The 19,797-nt window shown below is 68.9% G+C and carries 17 protein-coding genes; 9 read left to right on the forward strand and 8 right to left on the reverse strand.

All coding sequences use genetic code 11. From position 1 onward, the window contains the following. Positions 1-227 precede the first annotated feature (227 nt). Positions 228-1,136, forward strand: a complete 909-nt coding sequence (locus DIE16_RS15505; RefSeq protein WP_124892623.1) for an AraC family transcriptional regulator — start codon at positions 228-230, stop codon at positions 1,134-1,136. A gap of 22 nt (positions 1,137-1,158) precedes the next feature. Here DIE16_RS15505 and DIE16_RS15510 read toward each other — a convergent pair whose 3' ends face one another. Together DIE16_RS15510 and DIE16_RS15515 are read right to left on the reverse strand one after the other, a co-directional pair. Continuing rightward, on the reverse strand, positions 1,159-2,199 hold the full coding sequence (locus DIE16_RS15510) for an MBL fold metallo-hydrolase (RefSeq protein ID WP_124892625.1): 1,041 nt from the start codon (positions 2,197-2,199) through the stop codon (positions 1,159-1,161). A 178-nt stretch (positions 2,200-2,377) separates the two neighbouring features. Further along, on the reverse strand, positions 2,378-3,028 hold the full coding sequence (locus tag DIE16_RS15515) for a DsbA family oxidoreductase (protein ID WP_124488031.1): 651 nt from the start codon (positions 3,026-3,028) through the stop codon (positions 2,378-2,380). 104 nt (positions 3,029-3,132) lie between these two features. Between DIE16_RS15515 and DIE16_RS15520 the strand changes: the two genes are divergently transcribed. Then, a complete protein-coding gene (locus DIE16_RS15520; protein WP_044847188.1) occupies positions 3,133-4,038 on the forward strand; it encodes a LysR family transcriptional regulator in 906 nt (301 codons plus the stop codon). A 28-nt stretch (positions 4,039-4,066) separates the two neighbouring features. Here the strand turns inward: DIE16_RS15520 and DIE16_RS15525 are convergent, their stop codons facing one another. Genes DIE16_RS15525 through DIE16_RS15535 form a run of 3 tightly spaced genes read right to left on the reverse strand, consistent with a single transcriptional unit; the run spans position 4,067 to position 7,263 of the window. Beyond that, entirely contained in the window at positions 4,067-5,527 is a 1,461-nt protein-coding gene (locus DIE16_RS15525; protein WP_185643551.1) for an alginate export family protein, read from the reverse strand. 14 nt (positions 5,528-5,541) lie between these two features. After that, a complete protein-coding gene (locus DIE16_RS15530) occupies positions 5,542-6,483 on the reverse strand; it encodes a glyoxalase (RefSeq protein WP_124488033.1) in 942 nt (313 codons plus the stop codon). Positions 6,484-6,531: 48 nt separating this feature from the next. Continuing rightward, entirely contained in the window at positions 6,532-7,263 is a 732-nt protein-coding gene (locus DIE16_RS15535) for a YoaK family protein (RefSeq protein ID WP_124488034.1), read from the reverse strand. 362 nt (positions 7,264-7,625) lie between these two features. Between DIE16_RS15535 and DIE16_RS15540 the strand changes: the two genes are divergently transcribed. From DIE16_RS15540 to DIE16_RS15570, 7 genes are all read left to right on the forward strand, one after another. Beyond that, complete coding sequence (locus DIE16_RS15540; protein WP_124529639.1) at positions 7,626-8,345, forward strand: TetR/AcrR family transcriptional regulator; 720 nt, start codon at positions 7,626-7,628, stop codon at positions 8,343-8,345. A gap of 132 nt (positions 8,346-8,477) precedes the next feature. Next, positions 8,478-9,353: an alpha/beta fold hydrolase gene (locus DIE16_RS15545; RefSeq protein ID WP_124892626.1), complete on the forward strand. Its 876-nt coding sequence runs from the start codon at positions 8,478-8,480 to the stop codon at positions 9,351-9,353. 37 nt (positions 9,354-9,390) lie between these two features. Then, a complete protein-coding gene (locus DIE16_RS15550) occupies positions 9,391-10,533 on the forward strand; it encodes an FAD binding domain-containing protein (protein ID WP_124892628.1) in 1,143 nt (380 codons plus the stop codon). Positions 10,534-10,709: 176 nt separating this feature from the next. Beyond that, positions 10,710-11,051, forward strand: coding sequence for a DUF4148 domain-containing protein (locus tag DIE16_RS15555; protein ID WP_124571222.1), 342 nt, complete (start codon positions 10,710-10,712; stop codon positions 11,049-11,051). A 280-nt stretch (positions 11,052-11,331) separates the two neighbouring features. Further along, the gene (locus DIE16_RS15560) at positions 11,332-12,567 is read left to right on the forward strand and encodes an efflux RND transporter periplasmic adaptor subunit (RefSeq protein WP_124892630.1); all 1,236 of its coding nucleotides are present in this window, start codon (positions 11,332-11,334) and stop codon (positions 12,565-12,567) included. Then, positions 12,564-15,755, forward strand: coding sequence for an efflux RND transporter permease subunit (locus tag DIE16_RS15565; RefSeq protein ID WP_124892632.1), 3,192 nt, complete (start codon positions 12,564-12,566; stop codon positions 15,753-15,755). Before DIE16_RS15560 ends, DIE16_RS15565 begins: the two co-directional genes overlap by 4 nt. Then, entirely contained in the window at positions 15,752-17,146 is a 1,395-nt protein-coding gene (locus DIE16_RS15570; protein WP_124892634.1) for an efflux transporter outer membrane subunit, read from the forward strand. Before DIE16_RS15565 ends, DIE16_RS15570 begins: the two co-directional genes overlap by 4 nt. A gap of 138 nt (positions 17,147-17,284) precedes the next feature. Here DIE16_RS15570 and DIE16_RS15575 read toward each other — a convergent pair whose 3' ends face one another. The 3 genes from DIE16_RS15575 to DIE16_RS36890 all read right to left on the reverse strand — a co-directional run bounded on the left by DIE16_RS15575 (position 17,285) and on the right by DIE16_RS36890 (position 19,796). Beyond that, positions 17,285-18,187, reverse strand: a complete 903-nt coding sequence (locus tag DIE16_RS15575) for a LysR substrate-binding domain-containing protein (protein WP_124892635.1) — start codon at positions 18,185-18,187, stop codon at positions 17,285-17,287. Positions 18,188-18,525: 338 nt separating this feature from the next. Then, positions 18,526-19,437, reverse strand: a complete 912-nt coding sequence (locus DIE16_RS15585; protein ID WP_124892636.1) for an NAD-dependent epimerase/dehydratase family protein — start codon at positions 19,435-19,437, stop codon at positions 18,526-18,528. A gap of 140 nt (positions 19,438-19,577) precedes the next feature. Continuing rightward, positions 19,578-19,796, reverse strand: a complete 219-nt coding sequence (locus DIE16_RS36890) for a hypothetical protein (protein ID WP_221625267.1) — start codon at positions 19,794-19,796, stop codon at positions 19,578-19,580. Position 19,797: the final 1 nt, after the last annotated feature.

The raw sequence follows: 19,797 nt of genomic DNA on the forward strand, positions 1-19,797 counted from the left end.
TCGGCCCGCGGCGGATACGCGGGCCGCGCGGATATAAATGGGGCGATATCGTTCGACCTGTCGCTTCCGCCAGCAGGTCGAGCGTCGGCGCCGGCGCCCGGCCGGACGGCGATTTTTTCGTCAGCAAGCGGACATTTATTCAAGTTATGCTGAGCCGGATGTGTGTGCCGTATAAACTTGCACGTAAAACTGCTCGTATGCCGTACCCCATTGAAGGACGTTCCGTCATGTCAGATCCTTTCGCCGCAGTGCCCGCGGCGGTGCCGAAAGATACGCTCGGATGCGTGTCGAGCCTGTTGTCCAAGGATATCGACCGGTCGGTCGGCGGCCTGACGCTCCACCGCAAATGCATGCGCGACGAACACTTCGAGCGCATCGAGATGGCCGCCAGCGATCGCGGCTTCCTGATCGGCGTGTCGCTGAACGACGGCCACCGGCGCACGATCTACGGCGGCGCCGGCAAATCCGAGCGGCGGTTCCAGCACGACTCGATCTACATTCGCGACTTTTCCCGGAATTTCCGCGCCGACCTGTACGGCAAGTTCGATTTCGTGCTGATCGAGCTGTCGCACAGCTATCTCGACCGCCTCGGCCGCGAACACGACGGCACGGCGATCGGCGGCCTGACCTGCGCGCCCGACGTGCAGGACCCGGTGCTCGGCCATCTCGCGCACGCGGTCGCCGACAGCCTCGACGTGCCGGGCGCGCTGAACACGCTGTTCGTCGAGCAGATGGGAGTCGCGATCGGCGCGCATCTCGCCAGCCGCTACGGCAACGCGCGTGCGCGCGACCTGCAGCACAAGGGCCTGCTGTCGCCGGCCAAGACGGCGCTCGCCAAGGAACTGCTGATGGAAAAGGCGAACCTCGGCGTATCGATCGAGGAAGTCGCGAGCGAATGCGATCTGTCGCGCGGCTATTTCATCCGCGCGTTCTCCCGCACGACGGGGCGCACGCCGCATCAGTGGCTGCTCGAGCAGCGCGTGATCCGGGCCCGCCAGCTGATCGAGACGACCGACATGACGCTCGCGGAAATCGCGGCCGTCTGCGGTTTCGCCGACCAGAGCCACCTGAACCGCATCTTCGCGCGCATCGTCGGCCATCCGCCCGGCGCATGGCGGCGCGGCATGACGCGCTGACACCGTCGCGCACGTCATCCGGTCAGCGCAGCGGCGTCGCGTCGTAGTTGACCGGTACCCAGTCGTACCGCTCCCCGTCCCTGCGCAAGTGCCCGAGCCCGGGAAACGCGATGTGCGCGGCGCCGACCAGATAGCGCCGGCCGGCCACGCGCCCGAGCACGTCGTGCCGCGTGCGGCGCGCCGCATCGGCATCGCTGTCGTACTGGACGGTCGCATCCGGATCCTGCAACTGGATCGCCGCGACGTGCACGATGTCGCCCCATGCGAGCAGTCCCGCATCGCCGCTCTCGATCAGATAGGCCGTATGGCCCGGCGTGTGGCCGGGCATCGGCACCGCGCGAATGCTGGGCGCGAGCGTCGCTTCGCCACGAAACGTCCTGAAACGGCCGGCCGCGACATACGGCGCGACCGACGCGGCCGCCGCATCGAAAAACGACGCCAGGAACGCCGGCGCCTGCGCCTTGTGGTCCGGGTCGAGCCAGTAATTCGCCTCGATCTCGTTCACCCGGACGACCGCGTTCGGAAAGGTCATCCGCCCGTCCGTCACGATGCCGCCGACATGATCCTTGTGCAGGTGCGTGAGCAGCACCTCGTCGATCTGCTCCGGCGCGTAGCCTGCCGCGCGCAGGTTGTCGAGCAGCTTTCCGCAGCAGTCGCCGTACAGCACGCCGGCGCCCGTATCGACCAGAATCCGCCGCGATCCCGTGTCGACCAGGAACGCATTGATCGACCCTTGCACCGGCGGCTCGAGAAAGGCGCGGTCGAGATCGCGCCGGATCTCGTCCTTCGACACATCGCGAAAAACCGTATCGACCGGAAACGGATGCGTGCCGTCGGACAGCGCGACGATCGTCAGGTCGCCGAGCTTCTGCCGGTAGAAGCCCGGCGGCTGAGTGCCGTCGCCCGGCTGGCCGGCGAATGCGGTCGATATGACCGAGGCGGTCGACGCGACCGATGCGACCGATGCGGTCGATGCGGTCGATGCGAGCAGGCCGACGTACCACGCGACGAGCAGCACGCCGCCCGCGCGCAGCGCGCGCATGCGCCGCTTCAGTGAGTTCATGTCCGATCCCCCGGTTGCGTGTCGACGTCGCGCGACGCTTGCCGGTCCGACGGTCGGCCGGGCCTGTACGCGCGACATCGAGCCTACCGGCCGCTCGCGCCCTTGTCCTGAGCCGGACATGAAACGTTCTGAAGCCGGGCCGGAACGGCGCCGGCCGTGCTTCAGGGTGGGCACCGCTTCAGGCTACGGCGTCATGCGCGCGCTGCGCGGCCAGCAACGCGCCGCGAAACACGGCGGCCGGTTGCGCGCCGCTGATGACGGTGGATCCGATGCGCGTCGACGGCACCGACGCGATGCCTGCGCGCACCGCGTCGGCCTCGAGCGCGATCACCGCGTCGAGCCCCTCGCCGGACGCGAGGAACGCCCGCACCGCGTCGCCCGGCAAGCCGGCGCCGGCCGCGATCTCCACGAGCATGTCCGCATCGCCGATGTCGCGGCCGTCGCGGAAGTACGCGGCGAACAATGCATCGACGAGCGCGGCCGCACTGCCGCGCTGCTGCGCGAACCAGACGAGCCGGTGCGCGAGCCGGGTGTTCGGCGTACGCGCGATCCGCGCGTGATCGAACACCAGGCCCGCCGCACGGCCGGCCTCGGCCACCTGCGCGTCGAGTGCCTGCGAGCGCGCCCAGCTGCCGAATTTCGCGCTGCGGTATGCCTTGCGATCGATGCCTGCGGCCGGCATCGCCGGGTTCAGTTCGAACGGCACGAACCTGACCTTCACGTCACCGGTCAGTCCCGCTGCGTCGATCGCCTCCGCGAGCCTGCGCTCGGCGATCCAGCACCACGGGCAGATGAGGTCGTAGGTGACCGTGACTTCGACGGAATTCATTGCGCTCTCCTGTTGATTGCAGTTTCAACGATAGCGCTTGCCGGCCGGCGCTAGAATGCGAACGGCGCGCAACGGATCGTTGCGGCATGCACAAAGGCGACGACATGGACAAATTCTCCGCGCTGCGCGCGTTCGTGGAAGTGGCGGAAGCCGGCGGCTTCTCGAGCGCGGGACGCCGTCTCGACCTCGCGGCCTCGTCGGTCGTGCGCGCGGTGGATGCGCTCGAGGCATCGCTCGGCACCGCGCTGCTGAACCGCACCACGCGCCAGGTAACGCTGTCCGATGCCGGCTCCATGTACTACGCGCGCGCGAAGCGGCTGCTCGAGGAGCTCGCGGAAGCGGACGCGCTCGTCTCCGATCGCGGCGACGAGCCGTCCGGACCGCTGCGCGTGTCGGTGCCGGTCGCGTACGGCGTGCGACGCATCGCGCCGCATGTCGCGGCCTTCCTCGCGCGCCATCCGAAACTCGACCTCGACCTGCAGCTCACCGACGAACGCGTCGATCTCGTCGCCGGCCGGATCGACGTCGCGATCCGGCTCGGCGAAGCGGCGCCTTCCGCGGAGGTCGTCGCACGGCAGCTCGCGACGTTCCAGCGCTACGTCGTCGCGAGCCACGACTATCTCGACGCGCACGGCACGCCGGCAACGCCGGGCGAACTGGTCGATCACGCGTGCGTGCGCTTTCACTTCGGCGGCGACCAGCAGGCGTGGTCGTTCGCCGATGCGCACGGCACGACGCGGGTGCTGGTTGCCGGGCGCCTGAAATCGAATCACAGTGAAGTGTTGCGCGAGGCCGTGCTCGACGGCGCCGGTATCGCGCTGCTGCCCGACTGGCTCGTCGATGCCGATGTCCAGTCGGGCCGCCTGCGCAGGCTGTTCGAAGCGTACGACGTCACGCCCGATGCGGCGCGCTCGGTCGTGACCGCGCTGTACCTGCCGAATCAGCGCGGCTCGAAGCGCGTCACCGCGTTCATCGATTTCGTCGAGGCGCTCGCACGCGCGCAGCCGTGAGCCGCGCGACGCGGCGCGGCTTGCCGCGTTACCAGCCGAACTTCGCCTCCATGCCGACGTAGTCGGCATTGCGCGCGCCGAGCGCGCGAATCGAATCGGCGACCTGGAAATGCACGGCCTCGACCGCCAGCGCCACGTTCGCATTGACCAGCCAGTCGACGCGCGCCTGCGCATACATGCCCGTGCGCGCGCCGCCCTTGCCGGCCGTGCCGGGCACCGCCTGCATCCCCTGCCCGTAGATCGCATCGGCGGTCGTCTGGCGCCACTGGAAACCGACCGCGGTCAGCACCGTCACGTTGCTGGCCGGCTTGAACGTCAGCGACGGCTTCACGTGAATCAGGTTGCTGTAGCCGGTGTAGCCGGCGAGCGTGAAGTAATAGCCGTTCGGGAACAGCGGATTGAAGGTGCCCATGCGCCCGTCGCCGGGATGCTTGTCGCCCGACGCGCCGTCGACCTGGATGCCGATGCGCGGCGTGCCCGGCGCTTTCGCGAACGTGTAGCCGCCGAGCGCGCCAAAGGCCCATGCGCCGATCGTGTCCTGGCCGATGTGGCCGGTCTGCAGCATCGCTTCGGCGTCCCAGTCGAACCCGGAAGACTTGCCCGCGTAGCGCATGTCGAACACGTCGCGCCGCTCGGTGCCGGCGCCGGCGAGATAGCGCGCGTTGTCGCGCGTATAGCGTGACCAGTAGGCCGACAGTTCGCCTGGGCCCACGGCGTTGTGCTCGATCCGCACGCCGTCGAAGCGCAGGTGCCGATTCGACACGTCGTCGAACACCGCGTCGTTGCGATATTGCACCGGACGCGTCACGTAGCCGATCAGCCGCCAGTTGCCGATTTCGTAATCCGCCCACAGCGCGTCGAATGCCTGACGCACGTTCGGGCCGTCCCGCACCGACACGAACCGCTGCAGGTCGTACGCCATTTCCTGCCGGCCGACACGCGCCTTGAACGTGCCGCCGCCCAGCTGATCGACATACGCGACGAACGCCTGCTCGATGTCGAGCTGATCCTTGTCCACCGTGCCGACCGTGTCCTTGCCGAACGGCCGCGCATCGACGAACTGCACGAACGCCTGGAAATGCCCGGCATAGCGCAGGTCCGCGTGCACCGTCGCGCGCTGGATCACGTAGTTGTCGTCGTGCGCGGTGCCGAGCCCGAACAGCGGCGCGTTGTTCAGCTCGAAACGCTCGCGCAGGTTCGCGCCGAGCGACAGGTAGGTCGACGGGTCGCCGCCGAGCGGGATGTACTTCAGCCCGTCGAGCGGCTTGCGCGGCACGCACGGATTCGCGAGCACCGACCAGTCTTCCTGCCAGCGGTTGAACAGCACCGCGGGCCGCTTCGCGGTGCACGTCGTGCCGGCGGCCGAGGCCGAGGCCGAGGTCGGCGCCGGCGCCACGGTGTCCTCGGCGGCGGCCGCCGTCCCGGCGTATGTCGCGACGCCGCCCGCCAGCACGGCGGCCGGCAGCACGCCCCGCCACGCCCACCTCATCGCCCGATGCGCCATTACTTCGACCGCGCGTGGATCTCGGCGACGTAGCCGCCCGGGAACTGCACGAGCGCCGCATCGCGCCCGTCCGACGTGAAGGGCGGCACCAGCACGGTCACGCCGGCGGCCTTGGCCTTCTCCAGCGTGGCGGCGAGGTCCGGCACTTCGTAGCCCGTCATTTCGCGCCCGAACGGATAAGGCAGACGGCCGTCGGTCGCCAGCACGGTCATCTTGCCGAAGCCCGACTCGATGCGGATGCGGCGATACGTGTCGTTCGGCCGGCCGATCTCGATGCCCGGCGCCTTGCGCACGTCGGACACGACCTTGCCGCGCGAGAACGCGACGAAGTCGTGCACCAGCTTGCTCGCGCTTTCCGGCGACACGTACACGCGGTTTTCCGGCACCGTCTGCAGCGGGTCGTAGTGCGGCGCCTGGGTGTGCCAGTACAGCTGCATGTTCACGCCGCCCGGCCAGCGGATGATCGCGTCGCGGCCGATCGGATCGGGGAACGTGTCGACGACCACGTCCGCGCCGTGCGCGCGCGCCGATTTCATCGCGACGTCCATGTCGGTGACGAGGTAGCCGGTGCGCTCCTCGCAGAACGGATACGGGATCGGCGTCTTGAAGCCGAACACTGAAATCGTGCCGAACGGCGTCAGCACGAGCTGCGACATCGTCTGGCTCGGCGTCGGCGTGACCTGGAACACGCCCTGCTGCGACTTCTTGCCGCCGAACGTCGCGACGAAGCTGTCGGTGAAGCGGTCGAAGTCTTCCGGCGCGACGCACACGTGCGTCGTGTCGTATTGCGGGCCGACCGCGACGGCCGGCACCTTCCCTGACGAGGTATCGAGCAGGCGCGTCTCGTCCGCGTGGGCCGGCGCGCTCGCCAGCAATGCGCCGAACACGGCCGTCGATGCGGCCATCATCCGCAGTACCTGTCGCAACTTCAGTGCAATCATCGAAATCTCCTTGAAAATGACAAGCGCGGCCATACGCCGCGCGCGGATTCAGCGTGACGCCGGCCCGTCGTCGGGCCGGCCGGATCGGTAGGCGAGGAAGCACAAGGCCGCGAGCGGCAACGCCAGCGCCCAGAACGCGGCGGACACGTAGGCCGCGGCCCCCGCGCCGGCCCCGAGCGCGAAGCCCGCGACCGGCGGCAGCGTGCGCCGCAGCCGCGCGCGCGCGGCTTCGCGTTCGGCCGGCGCGGCAAGCGGCACGAGCCAGTCGAATGCATCGATCACCGCCTGCGTGACGTTGCCCGTCATCACCGTGTTGGCGACGACCGAGCGCGCCGTCAGCCGGCCGTGCGCGTTCTGGACGCCCATCGCCGCGGCGCCGAGCAGGCCGCACAGGATCGTGCGCGGCGCGTCGGCGTCCGCGATCGGCGACGCCATCACGCCGGCCAGCATGAACCCGGCCAGCAGCACGGCCTGCAGTGCATACAACGAACGCGCGCGCGGGCCGTGGCCGAGCGAACGCATCCGGTGGTCGAGCACGCGCGCGCCGACGATGCCGGCGATGAAGGCCGGGAATGCGAGCCACTTGATCACGAGCCCTTGCCCGACGCCGGCCAGCCCCGAGCCGATCAGGATGAAGTTGCCGGTGACGTGCGCGGTGAACAGGCCGAACAGCGCGACGAAGCCGAGCGTGTCGACGTAGCCGGCGATAGACGCGAGAAACACGTCCTCGCCGCGCACGTGATCGGGCGCCGCGGCCGCGGTTACCGGCTGCGTCGGCATGGCCCGGCTTCCTGGATGGCGACGGTTGCGCCGGCGCACGTGCTGCCTGCGTCCGGCGAGTTCAGATAACGCATGTTCCGCTCCGGTTACGCCGAACGGCCCGGGGGCGCCGACTGGCGTCCGGTCCCAACGGCGGTTCGGAAGCAAGACTAGTTAAGGAACGTCTTAATGTCATGGCGGCGGCCCTGAATTTTCCTGAATATGCCGCCCGGACGCCCGGCCGGACTGCGGGGTCGACGCGACGCGGTACGCTTAGGAAAACGCTCTCGCATCGCAGCGACCTCGGCGCAGCGATCGGCCCGCACGGTCCGATCGTGTTATTTTTCGAGCGATAGCTTAAGCGCGCCATCAGGAGCCGATGCATGACCGAAAGAAAACGCAGCACGCCGGCCCGCGAGCGCGGGACGGACGCCGACGGCAACGCCGTCACGCCGGGCCGCCGGCTCGCGCCGGAAGCGCGCGAGCGGCAAATCGTCGAGAAGGCGATCGAGCACTTCGCGACGCACGGCTTTTCCGGCAGCACGCGCGAACTCGCGCGGCAAATCGGCGTCACCCAGCCGCTCTTGTACCGGTACTTCCCGAGCAAGGAAGCGCTGATCGATCGCGTGTACGAGGAGATCTACACGTGGAACTCCGACTGGGAAAAACTGATCGCGGACCGCACGGTCCCGCTGCAGGAACGGCTCGTCACGTTCTATCGCGCGTACGCGCAAACCATCCTGCGGCGCGAATGGATCCGCACCTTCATCTTCGCGGGGCTCAGCCGCGAGGGTTTCAATACTCGCTACCTGTCGCGGTTGCGCGAACGCGTGTTCCTGCCGGTGCTGCGCGAGTTGCGGCACGAGTACGACATCGCCACGCCGGCGACGGAAGCCCAGCGCAACGCGGAAATCGAACTGGTCTGGAGCCTGCACGCGAGCATCTTCTATTTCGGCGTCCGCAAGTGGGTCTACGGCCTGCCGGTGCCCGACGATCTCGACACCGAAATCGAACGGCTGGTCGATGCGTTTCTCCACGGCACGCCCGCGACGCTGAAGCAGCTCGCGTCCGGCGCGGGTGGCCGGCGCCGCCGGCGCGCGTAATCCGGCGCGGCGCACGCCGCCAGACGATTTCAGAACAATTTATCCGGCGCGCCGATCGCTTCGCCTATCCTCGAACGGCATCTGCGCCCGCCTCCCGGCTGCGCGCACACCGAACCGGACAGGGACCACCCGATGACCCACGACGCGCCTTCGATCACGCATCACACCGTCACCGCGAACGGCATCCGCCAGCACTACATCGATGCCGGCAGCGGGCCGGTCGTCGTGCTGCTGCACGGCTTCCCGGAAACCAGCTTCGCGTGGCGCTTCCAGATCCCGGCGCTGGCGCGGCGTTACCGCGTGATCGCGCCCGACCTGCGCGGCTACGGCGAAACCGACAAGCCGGCCGCCGGCTACGACAAGCGCAACATGGCGCGCGACGTAGCCGGCCTGCTCGATGCGCTCGGCATCGGCCGCATCGCGCTCGTCGGCCACGATCGCGGCGCGCGTGTCGCGACGCGCTTTTCGAAGGACTCCCCCGAGCGCGTCGACCGGCTCGTCGTGATGGACAACGTGCCGACGCGCATCGTCGCGCAGAACATGACCGCGCAAACCGCGCGCGCGTACTGGTTCTTCCTGTTCCATCAGGTGCCCGACCTGCCCGAGGCACTGATCGCCGGCAAGGAAGCCGAGTGGCTGAGCCATTTCTTCGCCGACTGGTGCTACAACCCGCACGCGATCTCCGGCGACGCGTTCGACACGTACGTGCGTGCGTACCGGCGCCCGGGCGCCGTGCGCGGCGCGCTGGCCGACTATCGCGCGAACGCGGAGGACGTGAAGCAGGATCTCGTCGACGCCGACGTCCCGATCGCCTGCCCGACGATGGCCATCTGGGGCGAGGATTTCTATGCGGTCGGCAAGATGTTCGACATGAAGTCCGTGTGGGAAAGCATGGCGACGAACCTGCGCGCCGAGCCGATCGCGCAGTGCGGACACCTGCCGCAGGAGGAGCAGCCGGAGCGCGTGAACGCGTTGCTGCTCGACTTCCTCGCGCACTGGGAAGGTTGAACTGCCGCGTGCGGCGAATCATCGGGGGAAAGCAATCATGAGCGATGTTTCGGGCCCGTCGGCGATCGTCGTCGGCGGATCGGTGGGCGGACTGTTCACGGCAACCGCGTTGCGGGCGGCCGGCTGGCGCGTCAAGGTGTTCGAGCAATCGCCGAACGATCTCGACAGTCGCGGCGGCGGCATCGTGCTGCAGCCGCCGATCGAGCGCGCGTTCGCGTTCGGCGGCGTGCCTGTGCCGCGCGACGCGGGCGTCGATTCGGGCGACCGGATCTACGTCGACGAACGCGACCGTATCGTGCAACGCTTCTACATGCCGCAGACGCAGACCGCATGGAACGTGATCTATACGGCGCTGAAGCGCGCGCTGCCCGCCGACGTCCTGCACGCCGGCGTCGCGTTCGACCGGTTCGAGCAGGACGGCGCGCGCGTGTTCGCGCACTTCTCGGACGGCCGCGTCGAGCAGGCCGACCTGCTGGTCGGCGCCGACGGCGGCCGCTCGGCCGTGCGCGCGCAGCTGCTGCCCGATGCGCGGCCCGCATACGCGGGGTATGTCGCGTGGCGCGGGCTCGTCGACGAGCACCTGCTTCCCGACACGGTGCTGCAGGTGCTGCGCGAGCGCTTCACGTTCCAGCAAGGCGACGCCCATCTGTTCCTGACCTATCTGGTGCCCGGCCGCGACGGCGCGATCGCGCCCGGCAAGCGGCGCGTGAACTGGGTCTGGTACCGGCGGCTCGCGCAGGATCGCCTGCCATCGCTGTTTCTCGGCCAGGACGGCATGCAGCGCGACGGCTCGCTGCCGCCCGGCGCGATGCGCGACGACAACCGGCTCGAACTCGTGAACGCCGGCCGCCGGATGCTCGCACCGACGCTCGCCGCGCTCGTCGACGCGACACAGGCGCCGTTCGCACAGGCGATCCTCGATCTCGCGGTCGAGCGCATGGCGTTCGGCCGCGCCGTGCTGCTCGGCGACGCGGCCTGCCTCGTGCGGCCGCATACGGCCGCAGGTGTCGCGAAAGCGGCGGACAACGCGGTCGGTCTTGCCGAGGCGCTGCGCGGCGGCGTGCCCGCCAACGCGTTCGACGCCGCGCTGTCGCGCTGGGAAGCTGTTCAGCTCGCCACCAGCGCGTCGCTGTCCGAACTCGGCATCTCGCTCGGCGCGCGGATCATGGGGCGCGCGTGACCGGCCGGCCGCCGTGTGCGGGCTCGATCGTTTGCATCGACCGCCGATTCGTGATTCCAGGTCAAAAATGATTTCGCCGGCGGCCCGTTTTTCCGCGGCGTCGGGATACCTATATTGGCAGCACTCGCAACGACGACGACGTGGTTGCGGTTCACTCGACCCGATAGGTACCCCTGATGAAAACGCTCGTTTCTTCCACGCTTGCCGCACTGATCATCGCCACGCCGGCCGTTTCGTTCGCGCAGCAGCATGACCGCCCGCTGACCCGCGCCGAAGTGAAAGCCGAAATGGCCCGCCTCGCGGCTGTCGGCTATACGCCGGCACTGGACCACAACCAGTATCCGGTCGCGATCCTCGCCGCCGAAAAGCGCGTGCGTGAAAACGCCGTCGCGCAAGCGGCATCGAACACCGCACCGGCAGCCGACACGACCGGCTACGGCAGCGAAGGCACCGGCACCAGCGCATCCGGCCGCGCACTGACGACCAACGGCCGCGACGCGATCTATCGCGGTCATTGAGCGGCATCGACGCGCGCGCGAGCACCTTGCCCGCCACGCGCCTCCGCTCGTCCGTCCCCTCCGCATCGCCGGCCCGAATCGCCTGAACAGGCGTTCGGGCCGCGCGTCGTCGCACCGCTTCCCGCATCACGCCCCTGCCGCGCGCATCGTCGCCGCACCGCGCGATTCGTGACTGCGCAGTACAAGTTCTTATGACGCCGCGTCCGTTTATCCATCGCGCGCCACGCACGATACTGCGCACCATCCGGCGCCGTGCGCGTCATTCGATACCCCGAACAACATGAACAGCTACCCAGGATTGAAGCGCTTCGCGCGACCGGCCGTGCTGGCCGCCCTTCCGCTCGCCGCATTGCTCGCGTTGACGGGCTGCCGGTCGGACGACACCGCGCCGGCCCCGAAGCCGAACGTGATCGTCAGCGCGCCCGTCGCGCGCAACGTGAACGACGTCGACGTCTACACGGGCCGCTTCGAAGCGGTCGACACGGTCGACGTGCGCCCGCGCGTGAGCGGCTATCTCGAACGCGTCGCGTTCCAGGATGGCGCGACCGTGAAAAAAGGCGACCTGCTGTTCGTCATCGATCCGCGCCCGTACCAGGCGGCGGTGACGGCCGCGCAAGGCACGCTCGAGCGCGCGCAGTCGCAACTGAAGCTGAGCCGGCAGGATTTCGAGCGGGCCAGCGTCCTGATCAAGACCGACACCATCGCGCAGAGCCTGTACGACCAGCGCCGCCAGGCCGTGCAAAGCGCGCAGGCCGACGTGACGAGCGCGCAAGGCGCGCTCGAACGCGCGCGGCTCGACCTGTCGTTCACGCGCATCGTCGCGCCGATGTCGGGGCGCATCAGCCGCAAGCGCGTCAGCGAGGGCAACCTCGTGAAGGGCGGCGACAGCGAAGCCACGGTGCTGACGACGATCGTGTCGCAGGACCCGATCGACATCTACTTCGACGTCGACGAGGAAAGCTACCTGCGCTACACGCGCGAAGCCGCGCAACATGGCGGCAGCGCGTCGTCGCGACAGGTGGCGATCGCGCTGCCGGGCGACGCGAAGCCGTCGCTGTCGGGCACGATGGATTTCGTCGACAACCGCCTCGACAACTCGACCGGCACGCTACGCCAGCGCGCGCGCGTCGCGAATCCGGACGGACGCCTGAGCCCCGGCCAGTTCGGCCGCGTGTCGCTGTCGAGCCGCGTCGCGCACGCGGCGCTGCTCGTGCCGGATTCGGCCGTCGCGACCGACGCGACGCGCCGCGTGCTGTATTTCGTCGACGCGAACGGCACCGTGTCGGTGCGCCCGGTGACACCCGGCCGCCTGTTCGGCAACCTGCGCGAAATCGATGCGGGGCTGAAGGCCGGCGACCGCGTGATCGTCGACGGCTTCCAGCGCGTGCAGGCCGGCGATCAGGTCAACGCGGTGCCGCGCGCGATCGATGCGGCTCAGATGGCGAATGCGACGAATTCCGACAAAGTTGCGAACGCAACCGCTTCGTCCAGCACCGCGACCGGGAGCGCGCAATGAACCTCGGCCGCCTGTCCGTCCAGCAGCCGGTGCTCGCGATCGTCCTGTCGATCGTGCTGACCATCGCCGGCGCGCTGGCCTATTTCTCGCTCGCGGTGTCCGAGTACCCGGACATCGCGCCGCCGACCGTCGTGATCCAGGCGAGCTACCCGGGTGCGTCCGCGGAAACCGTGTCGCAAACCGTCTCGACCCCGATCGAGCTGGAAGTGAACGGCGTCGAGGACATGCTGTACATGTACAGCCAGGCGACCTCCGACGGCAGCCTGAACATCACCGCGACGTTCAAGCCCGGCACCGACGTCGACAAGGCGCAGGTGCTGGTGCAGAACCGCGTCGCGCTCGCGACGCCGCGCCTGCCCGAGCCCGTGCAGCGCAGCGGCGTGTCGGTCCGCAAGTCGTCGCCGACGCAGCTCGGCACGATCTTCATCTCCTCGCCCGACCAGCGCTACGATCCGCTGTACGTGTCGAACTATGCGATCCGCAACGTCGCCGACGTGCTGAAGCGGATCGACGGCGTCGGCGACATCAACCCGCTCGGCGCGCGCGAATACTCGATGCGCATCTGGCTCGACCCGGAACGCGTCGCGTCGTTCGGCCTGAGCCCGCGCGACCTCATCGCCGCGGTGCGCGCGCAGAACACGCAGCTCGCGGGCGGCGTGGTCGCGCAGGCGCCGATCACGAACCAGGCGTTCCAGCCGAACCTGATCTTCGAAGGGCGCCTGAAGCGGCCCGAGGATTTCAGCGACATCGTCGTCAAGCAGGGGCAGGACGGGCGTCTCGTGCGGCTGAAGGACGTCGCGCGCATCGAGGTCGGCGCGCTCGCGTACGCGACCGACAGCTACATGCTGCGCCACCCGACCATCGCGCTGCAGGTGCTGCAGCAGCCCGGCGCGAACGCGGTCGCGACGATGGACGCGGTCGAGAAGAAGATGACCGAGCTCGGCAAGGCGTTCCCGAAGGGCATCGTCTACAACATCGGCTACAACCCGACCGCGTTCATCGGCGACAGCATCCACGAACTCGTGAAGACCATCTACGAGGCGGTCGTGCTCGTGGTGTTCGTCGTGCTGCTGTTCCTGCAGGGCTGGCGGCCTTCGATCATCCCTATCCTGTCGATTCCGGTGTCGCTGGTCGGCACGTTCGCGGCGATGGCCGTGCTCGGCTACTCGATCAACAACCTGACGCTGTTCGGCCTCGTGCTCGCGGTGGGGATCGTCGTCGACAACGCGATCGTCGTGGTCGAGAACGTCGAGCGGCACCTGGCGGCCGGCACCGCGCCGCGCGATGCGACGCTGCTGACCATGAAGGAAGTCGGCGGCGCGCTGTTCGCGATCACGCTGGTGCTGTGCGCGGTGTTCGTGCCGACCTCGTTCATTCCGGGCATCTCCGGCCAGTTCTTCCGCCAGTTCGGCGTGACGATCGCCGTGTCGACCGCGATCTCGTTCTTCACGTCGGTCACGCTCGCGCCCGCGCTGTCCGCGATGATGCTGAAGGCGCACGACTCCGCGCACGATGCGCCGGCGTCGACGTCGCGCACGGTCGCGCTGCTCGCGCCGCTCATGCGCGCGGTGCAGCGTTTCGCGGATGCATTCAATCGCGTGTTCCAGCGCGTGTCCGACGCCTACGGCGCGATGGTCAGGAAGCTCGTGCGGATCATCCCCGCGATGAGCGTGCTGTACGTCGTGCTGATCGCGGCGACCGGCTATCTGCTGGTATCGAGCCCGAAGGGCTTCATTCCCGCGCAGGATCGCGGCTACCTGGTGGTGCTGGTGCGCACGCCCGACGGCGCGACGCTCGAACGCACGAGCGCGGTCGCGCGCAAGATCGAGGACATCGCGCTGTCGGTGCCGGGCGTCGCGCGCGTGCCGGTGTTCTCCGGCGTCAACGCAGCCACCGGCACGAATTCGGCGAACAGCGCCGGCCTGTTCCCGGTGTTCAAGCCCTGGCCCGAACGCAAGGCGCAGGGCCTCACCATCGATACGATCGCGGCCGAGCTGCGCAAGCGCCTCGCGGGCATCACCGAAGCGTCGATCGTCGTCGCGATGCCGCCGCCGGTGCAGGGCCTCGGCAGCACGGGCGGCTTCGCGATGCGGCTCGAAGACCGCAACGGCCTCGGCACGGCCGCGCTCGCGAAGGCGACGCAGGATCTCGTCGACGCCGCGAACCGCACGCCCGGCATGGTCGGCGTCTACACGCCCTACTCGGCGACGAGTCCGCAGGTTCACGTCGAGCTCGATCGCGAGAAGGCGGAGATGCTCGGCGTGCCGAGCCAGGAGATCAATGACGCGGTCGAAACGTATTTCGGCTCGACCTACATCAACGACTTCAACATCGTCGGGCGCACCTATCGCGTCACCGCGCAGGCCGACCTGCCGTTCCGCGTGACGGCCTCCGACCTCGGGCGCCTGAAGGTGCGCAACCGCGACGGCGACATGGTGCCGATCGGCAGCGTCACGCGCATCGACGACACGCTCGGCGTCGATCGCGCACCGCGCTACAACCTGTATCCGGCCACCGAGATCAACGGCGATACCGCACCCGGCCTCGGTTCCGGTTTTGCGATCAAGACGATGGAGACGCTCGCGAAGCAGGTGCTGCCGCCGGGCATCTCGTTCGAATGGACCGACTTGTCGTACCAGCAGACCACGGCCGGCAACACGGGGCTGCTCGTGTTCCCGCTGTGCGTGCTGCTCGTCTATCTGGTGCTCGCCGCGCAGTACGGCAGCTGGAGCCTGCCGGTGTCGATCCTGCTGATCGTGCCGATGTGCCTGCTGGCCGCGTCGCTCGGCGTGCGCGCGCTCGGCCAGGACGTGAACATCCTCACGCAGATCGGCTTCATCGTGCTGGTCGGGCTCGCCGCGAAGAACGCGATCCTGATCGTCGAGGTCGCACGGCAGCTCGAGGCCGACGGCAGGGAGCTGGTCGACGCGGTGGTCGACGCGTGCGTGCAGCGGCTGCGCCCGATCGTGATGACGTCGCTCGCGTTCATTCTCGGCGTGCTGCCGCTCGTGATCTCCGAAGGCGCCGGCGCGGAAATGCGCCAGGCGGTCGGCGCGGCCGTGTTCTTCGGGATGATCGGCGTGACGTTCTTCGGGCTGCTGTTCACGCCTGTGTTCTATGTGCTGGTCCGCCGGCTCGCGACACGCAAATCCGGCGTCGCGGCGGCGGCCGCGGAGGTGGTGCAATGAAATTCATCCGACTCGTGGCCGCGCTGTCCGCGGCGGCCGTCCTGACCGCGTGCACGAGCGCGCCGGTCGCCACCGTCGCCCCGCCGCCGCTCGCCGCGACCTACGCGAACGCGGATCTCGTCGCCGCCGGCCCTGCCGCCGCGACCGACGCGTGGTGGCACGGCTTTCACGATCCGATTCTCGACCGGCTGGTCGATCGCGCGCTCGCCAACAACCTCGACCTGAAGGCGGCGGTCGCGCGCATCGACGCGGCGCGCGCGGTACGGATCGGCGCCGCGTCGCAGTGGTTCCCGTCGCTCGATCTGAATGCGGGCGCCGGCCGTCAGCGGCTGTCCGCGTCGCAGGCGTTCCCGACCGACACGCCGACGACCGGCAATGCGTTCGACCTGAATGCGAGCGTCGCGTGGGAAATCGACATCTTCGGGCGCATCCGCCAGGGCGTGTCGGCCGCCGACGCCGACATCGCGTCCGCGCAGAACGACGCGGCGGCCGTGCGGATCGCGACGATCGACGAAACCGTGCGCACCTACGTGACGGTGCGCGGGCTCGAGCAGCGGCTCGCGCTGGTCGAGGCGAACGCAGAGAGTCAGCGCGGCACCGAGGCATCGACGCGGCGCCTGTTCGACGCGGGCGTCGTGCCGATCGCCGACGTCGACCGCGCCGCCGCGCAGGCGGAAACCACGCTCGCCGAGTTGCCCGCGCTGCAGTTGCAGCGGCAGGCCGCGATTCACCGCTTGTCGATCATCACCGCGGCGACGCCGCAGGACGTCTATGCGCAACTCGATCCGCCCGCGCCGGGGCCGGTGTGGACGGCAGCGGCGCCGGGCATCGGCACGCCAGCTGACCTGCTGCGCCGCCGGCCCGACGTGCGCGCCGCCGAAGCGAGGGTCGTCGCCGCGTATGCACGCATCGGCGTGGCCGAAGCCGATCTCAGGCCGCACCTGCAGCTGATCGGCGTGATCGGCGCGGCCGTCGACGGCTTCTCCGGCGCGACGCTCGCGCGTTCGCTCGCCTGGATGGCCGGCGCCGGCGCGAGCGCGCCGCTGTTCGACGGCGGACGGCGCCGCAGCATCGTCGCGTTGCGACGCGCGCAGGCCGATCAGGCCGTCGCCGCCTATCGCTCCGCCGTGCTCGGCGCGGTCAGCGACGTCGAAACGTCGCTCGCCGCAACCGCCCGCGATCACAGCCGGACCGAGCGTCTCGAACGCGCGGCGTCGAATGCGCGCGATGCCTATGCGCAGATCAACCGGTCGTGGCGCAGCGGCGAATCGGCGTTCATCGACACGCTGGAGGTGCAGCGCTCGCTGCTCGCGGCCGAGGATTCGCTCGCGCAGGCGCGCACCGACGAGATGCTCGCGCAGGTCAGGCTGATGACCGCGCTCGGACAATAGTCGGGTTGGTGCGATGCGGCTGGTGCGGCGCATCGGTCGCGTTGGTCGCGTCGGTCGCCATGAAAAAAGGGCGACGTGCCCGATATCGATCGAACACGTCGCCCTTCGCACGAGACGAGCGGCGGTTTGCGCGCCCCTTCAGTCGATATCGCCGCCTTCCTTCAGCTGTGCGCTCAAGTAGTCCAGAAAACTGACGATGCGCGACGACAGCGTAGCGTTGCGATAGTAGACCGCGTGAATCGGCTGGCGGAATTCGGTCGTGTCGTCGACCAGCACTTCGACGAGGCTGCCGTCGCGGCGATGGGTGCCCGTCATGTAGTCGGCGAGGCACACGATGCCCGCGCCGTTAAGCGCGAGCGTCAGCAGCGTCTCGCCGCTCGACGCCTGCAGCGCGGGATGGATCCGGTATACGTCGCCGTCCGCGGTGCGCAGCGGCCAGTGGTTCAGCGTTTCGGGCTGCACGAAGCCGAGCAGCGTATGGTCCGCGAGATCGGCCACGCGCGTCGGCACGCCGGCCTTCTCCAGGTACGCGGGGCTCGCGAGAATGCGCAGCCGGCTGCTGCCGAGCTTGCGCGCGTGCAGCGTCGAATCGCGCAGCTCGCCGATCCGGATCGCGACGTCGGCGCGCTGTTCGAGCAAGTCGATGATTTCGTCGCTGGTATGCAGTTCGGCCTCGATCGCCGGAAACGCTTCGCGAAAGCCCGGCATCATCGGCGCGATCACGTGCTGCATGAACGGCATCGCCGCGTTGATGCGCAACCGCCCGGCCGGCTTCTCGCGCTGGCTGGCGAGCTGTTCCTCGGCGAATTCGACCGACGCGATGATCTCGCGCGCGTATTCGAGGAACAGCGTGCCCTCTTCCGTCACTTCGAGCCGGCGCGTCGTGCGGCGGATCAGCGTCGTGTCGAGCTTTTCCTCGAGACGCCGCAGGATCCGGCTCATCACCGACGTCGGCTGGTGGAGCTTGTCCGCCGCCCCCGTCAACGAGCCGGTATCGGCGATGGTCACGAATGCGAGCATCTCGTCGAGAGTGGTCTTCATGGTCGGGAATCGGTGACGGTTTCAGAATCGTCACGATAGTGCCGCAGCGCCCGTTTGATAAGCGGAAGCCGGCGCGAATCATAGTTGATTCAGATTCAAGAATGCGCGGGTAATATTGTCCGAGCAATGCGATCGCGGGCCGGGGGCGCACGCGCCCGGGAGGGCGCGTGTTGCGTGTTGCGTGTTGCGTGTTGCGTGTTGCGTGTTGCGTGCTGCGTGCTGCGTGCTGCGTGCTGCGTGCTGCGTGCTGCGTGCTGCGTGCTGCGTGCTGCGTGCTGCGTGCTGCGTGCTGCGTGCTGCGTGCTGCGTGCTGCGTGCTGCGAAGCAATTCTGCGGCGTCAGGCCGCGATCGGCATGTCGTGGCGGATCCAGTCCTGCATCGCGCCATGCTGCGGCGCCCAGCCGAGTTCCTGCCGCGCGCGCACGGCTTTCACGCGGCTGTTCGACGCCAGCGAGAAATGCGCGCGCGAGTGGCCGAGCACCTGCTCGGCCTCGGCGATGTCCCACTCGACGACCGACGGCAAACCGAGACGCGCGGCGAGCGCCGCGCCGATGTCCGCGAACGACGCTTCGCCGTTCTCCGCGAAATACAGCGCGCCGGGCGCCGCGTGCCGCATCGCGCGCACGTAGAGATCGGCGACGTCCTCGACATGCACGTTCGACCAGCGGTTCAACCCCTTGCCGATCACGCGGACCGCGCCGGCCTCGCGCGCGATCGCCGCAAGCAGCGGAAGCTGCGCGCTGTCGCGCCGGATGCCGAGCCCGTCGCCGTAGATCATGCTGTTGCAGATCACCGCCGAGCGGATGCCGAGCGTCGCCGCCGACATCACGAGCTGATCGATCGCACGGCGCTCGGGCTTGGCCGGCGCGACGACCGGCGTCGCTTCGTCGAACACCGGCGCGTCGCCGTGCGCGCCCTGTGCGTCGTCCGCGATCACGCTGGTGCCGCTCGTATGCAGGAACGTCTTGCCCGAGCCGCTCAGCGCCGCGACGATCGTCTCGACCGATGCGCGGTGGTCGCTGCTCGCCGCGTTGATCACGCAGTCCGCGTCGCTCGCGAACGCATGCAGCAGCGCCGCGTCGTCGAGCGTGCCGATGACCGGCATGATGCCGGCTGCCGCGAGTGCCGCGGCCTTCTCGCCGTCGCGCGCCAGCCCGGTGACGACATGCCCTTCCGATACCAGCCGTGTGGCCACCGAGCCGCCGATGTAGCCGGCCGCGCCCGTCACGAATACCTTGATGCCCTTCATCCACCGCTCCGATGGCGAGGCCGCGAAACTGCCCGCGCCTCGCGGAAATGAGTCGGCCCGCGCGCACCGGTGTCGGATGGGCGCGGGCCGTCGATGCCGGCCGTGCAGCGCGTCGAACCTGCGCAACGCGGCCTGTCGCGTCAGTATCGATGCCGCGCGCGGGCGGCGAAAGAGGCCGATCGTGAAAAGAGTTTTGATCCGGGCGGGAAGATCGGCGGCGGCAGCCCGCGAAACAGCGACGTGTAGAACGACGCGATGCCGATCGCGATCGAAATCGCAGACACGAGCAGCGTCGTCACCGGGACCTGCGTGATCAGGTAGTCGATATTGCGTCCGCAGGTAAGCGGCTTGGCATACAAC

This window comes from Burkholderia sp. Bp9090 (genome assembly GCF_003857985.1).
In the GTDB taxonomy this organism is placed as follows: Bacteria; Pseudomonadota; Gammaproteobacteria; order Burkholderiales; family Burkholderiaceae; genus Burkholderia.